The sequence below is a fragment of the Synechococcus sp. H55.2 genome (genome assembly GCF_047462495.1).
Taxonomy (GTDB): Bacteria; Cyanobacteriota; Cyanobacteriia; order Thermostichales; family Thermostichaceae; genus Thermostichus.
Window position 1 is genome coordinate 6,621 of the sequence record NZ_JANSJH010000086.1, and the last position, 5,331, is coordinate 11,951.

The 5,331-nt window shown below is 61.9% G+C and carries 1 protein-coding gene and 1 pseudogene; one reads left to right on the plus strand and one right to left on the minus strand.

Annotated features, from left to right (window positions below):
* Positions 1-149: 149 nt before the first annotated feature.
* Positions 150-1,928, minus strand: coding sequence for a flavin reductase (locus tag NW844_RS10185; RefSeq protein ID WP_414335357.1), 1,779 nt, complete (start codon positions 1,926-1,928; stop codon positions 150-152).
* Positions 1,929-2,165: 237 nt separating this feature from the next.
* Here NW844_RS10185 and NW844_RS10190 point away from each other — a divergent pair.
* Positions 2,166-5,331 (plus strand): annotated as a pseudogene (locus NW844_RS10190) (type II secretion system protein); the annotation flags it as partial.

Genomic DNA, 5,331 nt, shown 5'->3' on the forward strand with positions numbered 1-5,331 from the left:
AACTGACCCGGTAACCTTGCCTATATCAAAGGCGGTCTCTACAACTTTTCCGCCAATCTGGGCAAAACCTTTGAAGACCCCCTCAAGAATGTCTTGCATGGTCAATGGCACCCCCTGAGCGCTGAGACCAGCAAAATACTAGTACTATCTTACCCGCGCCGCATGGCGGTAACCCCCGTGGGATCCAGGACTTTGCCTCGTTCCACCTCGGCATAGACCAGGTAGCGATCGCCACACTCCATCCAGGTCTTGACACAGCACTCTAGGTAGGCCAGGGCATCCAATAGAACCGGGCAGCCATTTTCGGCAGTGGCCGTGGCCAGGCCGGCAAAGCGGTCTTCGCCAGGACGCTGGGGCCGCTGAAAGTGTCGCTGCAGGCTGCTGCCTTTGCCCTCCCGCAAGATGTTAAGCACAAAGGTCGCTTGGGGATGGATAAGCAGTTCCGCCTCGCTGTCCCTGGTTACAGAAAGGGTTAGGCCGGGGGGGTTGAAGCTGGCCTGGGCCACCGACGAGGTGAGAAAGCCGCGCGGGATCCCATCTTGCAGGGCGGTCACCACACAGAGGGATCCCACCACCCGGCTCAAGGCCTGTCCCACCCGATCCGCCTGGGTTTCGCTGCTGGTTTGGCGGGGGGCACGCGCTCGCTTGGCCTTGCGCAGCGCCTGGGCAAACTGGGATCCCGCCTCTTGGCAAGTTTGTAGGATTGCAGGGGTGGGCTTAAACTTGGCGCGGATCGTCTCAAACCCCAAAGAAAAGCCGGCATTGAGCAACTTGCTCTCGATGAGATCCACCGCTTCGCCGCTCCAGCCGTAGGAGCCAAAAACCCCCGCCAACTTGCTGGTGGGAACCGAGGAGAGGATGATGCCCAAAACCGTTTGGATCTGGACAGGGGGATGGCCGGCCAAGGTGGGGGATCCGATGATGAACCCTTGACAGCGCTCCAGGGCCTGGGCGATCTCGTCAGGGGTGGCCCATTCGCAGTTAATTCGCTCCACCGTAACCCCAGACTGTTCCAGCCCCTGAGCTAGGGCTACAGCCATCATGCCTGTATTCCCATAAGCCGAGGTGAAGAGCAATGCCACCCGCTGCTCGCCAGGATCCTCCTCGCACCAAGCGTGGTAATCCAAGCGCAGCCGCCGCAGGCTGTGGCGCACCAAGGGGCCGTGGGCAGGGGCGTAGATTTGGGCGGGAAACTCCTCCAACTTAGCCAGGGCCGCCTTCACCTGGGGCAATTGGTTGCGGTGCAAACAGTCGAAGTAGTAGCGGCGGTCTTCGCTGAGCTGCCGCCAATGCTCGTCAAACACCTGCTCGTCGCAGACATGGGCGCCAAACAGCTTGTCGGTGAACAGGATCCCGGTGGCCGGGTCGTAGGTACAAAGGGCATCCGGGTGGCGGGGCGTGGGCACGGTGCGAACGTGCAGCTCATGCCCTTCCCCCAAATCCAGGCGATCCCCGTCGCGGAGCACCCGCAGGCGGAAAGACTGGTCGCCATTGTAGGTAATGCCCAGATCGGCTGCCTCTTCTTCGTCGCGGCTGCGGGGCACGGGATCCATCTCTTCAAAGGCGGCCCGCAGCGTGATGGATCCCGGCTTGGAGCAGAGCACCGTTGCATAGGGAGCCAGAGGCAATAGGGCTTTGAGGGTAGCAATGCGGTTAAAGTTGACGTGGCTGAGCAAAATAAAGTCCAACCGCTGCAGATATTGGTGTTGGGCCAGCTCCTCCAGAAAGATGTTGGTGAACGATTCCCCCGGCGGATCGATGAGAAGGGTTTGGCGGGCCTGGATGAGGTAGCTGTTGGCGGTGGTGCCCCGTTGCCGGGCATATTCCAGCTCAAACTTCAAGCGATCCCAGGTGCGGGAGCGGAGAACCAACGTGGACGGGCCGATATGGGCCACTTGGACATCACGGGCGGGGATCCTACTCTCCATAGCAGCCTCCGATGCGGCATCTGTCTTCAGCTTGCCACGAAGCTGAAGGACTGGGGATCCCCTTTCAGAGTTGCGGGAGGCTGCGGGTTGGCTTAACCAAAAGCAAATACAGCATGAACAAGCTGGCGCTTCCCCCCAGAGGTGGGGATGTCTGAAACTCGGGATCCCTTGCATACTGTTGCTATCTTGGCACTCGCACAGGTGCTCCCTCTTTTCCCCGTTATCTGAGATACGGCCATGCCTGCTCCTTCCCCGCTGTTGCTCAAACTTGCCCTGCGTCTGCTTGGCTCTCTGAAGATCCCGGTGGATCGGCGCAGGATCCGCGAGCGTGGCTTTGTTCTACCGGTCGCCATCTTGATTGTGCTGGTGTTGAGCTTGGTCACGGTGGGCCTGCTCACCCGCTCCACCCAGCGCAACATCCAAACCCAGGTGGAACGAGCGGGGCAGACGGTTAGCCGACAACTCAACGCCGCCATCGACCGGGCGCGGGCCAAGATCGACTACCTGGTGCGGGATCCCCGCCTGCCCGCCGGCACCCCTACTGATGCCCAACTTGCCGCGGCCTTGATTAACGACGGGGCGGGAGGGCTGCTCCCGCGGGATGAGAACGAGCCCTACATCCTCCCCGATGAAACCCAGTTCGAAATTACAACCAACATCGAGGTGGAGGATCCCAACAACCCCGGGCAAACCCTGCCTGTGCCGGTACGGGCGCCGGCCTGGTGGTTTTTGGTGGACACCGACAACAACGGCGTCAACGACTCCGTAACTGTCTACACCATTCTCAACACCCGTCGGGCTGCCAGTGCCGGCTTTGAGGATAGCCGGCTAACGGATACGGAGCGGGCGCGGCGCCTGATGATCCGCAGTGGCCCTCTGCAAGGGTCGGCTCTGGGCGCTTGTACCGACAACCCCGCCGAGCAGACCGCCAACCCCAACGTGGGAGACTGGTTCCAGGTGGGATCGGCGCTGTACAAGCCTTTCCAGGTCTTTGCCGTCACTTTGCCCATTCAAGGCGCCGACTCCACCACCCGCGCCATCTCGGCTTTGCAGTTCCAGCAGGATCGGAAGCGGGATCTCCTCAACAAGTGGGGGGCCTTCAGCCGCGGCGACCTGGAGTTTTTCTTCACCCCGGGCTACAACTGGAACGGCGCCATCTACGCCGGCGGCAGCCTTTTCTTCCGCTATGCCCCCAACAACTTGTTCCGGGCTTTCACCATCAGCTCGGAGCAATCCTGCTTCTACATGCCTGTAGATAACTCGGAGATTACTGCCTTCGGAGAGCTGGTGGCAGGGGCTATTGGCTACGCCGGCCAGCAGGTGAGCGATACCCTGATTTTCGATGTTCACTCTGGCCAGCAAGACGTAGCGCCGAGTGTGTTGGCCCGGCTAAACAACCTGAACTTTGACTCGGTGCAAAACGGAGTAGAGCCGGAGAGTGTGGCCCTGGATCCGCTGGAGCTCTATCTTTTCGGCCGCATCCGCACCCGCGGATCCTATGCCTCAGATGCAGCGGGATGGGCGGCTTCTCCCCTCAACGCCAAACGGGAGCCCAACCCCGGACGGATCAAGGCCGGCGGTTTTCAGGCCGGTTCCGACCAGGTCTGCCCTCCCTACGTGGACGATGTCTATCGGGCCGACAACCGCTTTGGGCCCAAGGCCAGCTACGAACGTCCGCCCGTGACGCCTGACCCGCAGAATGGCTGCAACGTGCCCACCTTTGCCGAAAAGTTCAACGCCAGGGCAGGTGACACAATCCCGTCTGAGGCCAAAAATGAGCTGGGCGAATCCCTCACCGAAGACAACCCACCCCCAGGCGCGCTCTCCGAGGTGGGGCTGGATGGCTACTGGGAGCGGCGGGCCCGCGTGGAGGGCTTGCGGGTGATCGTGGGGCAGCGCCTGGAGCTGACCCGCACCGACTCTTTGCCGCTGCCGTTGGTGCCAGGGGGCGATCCCAATGATCCCACTAAGCTACAGGCCATTTTCATCAGCAACGAGGCGCGGCAACGCTTGACCCTGCGGGATAACCCGGCGGCGGTGCAGGCCACGGCGGTTTACCACCACAGCCACCAAGATGGGCGCTTCCCCATCGCCTGCCTGGCCACGGTGGCTCACCCCGGCACTCCCTGGAGCTTGCGGCGGGCTTCCACCTTCCCCGCCGGCGATCAGACCAACCAACTGGGCATCAACTTCTTCACCGGCCAGGGCACCAACGTCTGGGAGTATGATCCCGGGCCGATGCAAGAGCGGCTGCGGCCTGGCACGCCCCTGTGGACGGCGCTGACCAACCTGGCCAATTTTGCCGGCGACCCCGACGGAGCCTATCCGCCCAGGCAGGAGGCGGGCCGCATCCACCCGGATCCGTTCATCACTGCCTTTGGCAACTTCTCCGAGCTGCGGCGAATCATCAACAACCCGAACAACCTTAGCTTGGCGGATCAAACCACGCTGCAGACGGCGGGTTGCATGCTGGGCATGCTGGCCGACAACATTCTGCGGATTGAGGCGGCTGCCAACGCCGGGGATCCGGGAGCTGAGATCCTTCGGGATGACATCAGAGCCAGCCGTGAAGGCAACCGGGCTGACTCTAAGCGCTTCTACCTGCCGCTGCGCTACATCTTCCCCACCAGCGACTTTGGCCAGGCGGATCCCATAGAGAGCGAGCGGCGAGGCGCCTACTCCTGGCTGCCGGCTGCCACCTACCAGGCAGTAACCGACCTCGAGCAAGTGGCTCTTCGGCCTCGCTCCACCATCAACGACTGGCGTTTGCCCCGTGCCACTGCCACTTGCCCCAGCAGCACCCTACTCGGTGGCAACCACCCCAACAGCAACCAGATGGAGCTGATCCAGGTCGGCGACCAGTGCCATCGCGTGCCCTTCAAAGATTCGGTGTTTTACGATGGCCGCGAGGCAATGGCGGTGCGGGCCCTCAACATCGACCTGGCCCTTTTGACCAACAACGCCAATGGTCAGGCCAACGGCTTGATTAACGGAGATACTTGGCTGCCTGCCGGCGTGCAAGAAGGCCGCGAAGGGGGTATTTTCTACGCCTTCCGGGAAGATGCGGTGCGGGAGGATGCCATTGCCCGCCCGCCTTTGACCAACTTCGCCGCCTATCAAACTGCCTGGCAAGCGGCAAACGCCCGTGGCACCCTTCCCTTCATCATGAATGCCGGTCAGCCTGGTCGCAACCAACCGGTCGGCGATCCGCCTGTTTCCGATCAAGGCCTCAGTCCTAAGCCGGTGGACTACTACCCCGATCCGGATCGGCGGCCCTATGGCTTCCGGCTGCGCAATGGGGCAGTGTTGGCGCGGGGTGGGTTTAACCTCGATGAAGCCGTCTTTGGCCTCTCCTTTATTTCCGACAACCCCGTCTACATCCAAGGGGACTTTAACCTGCACC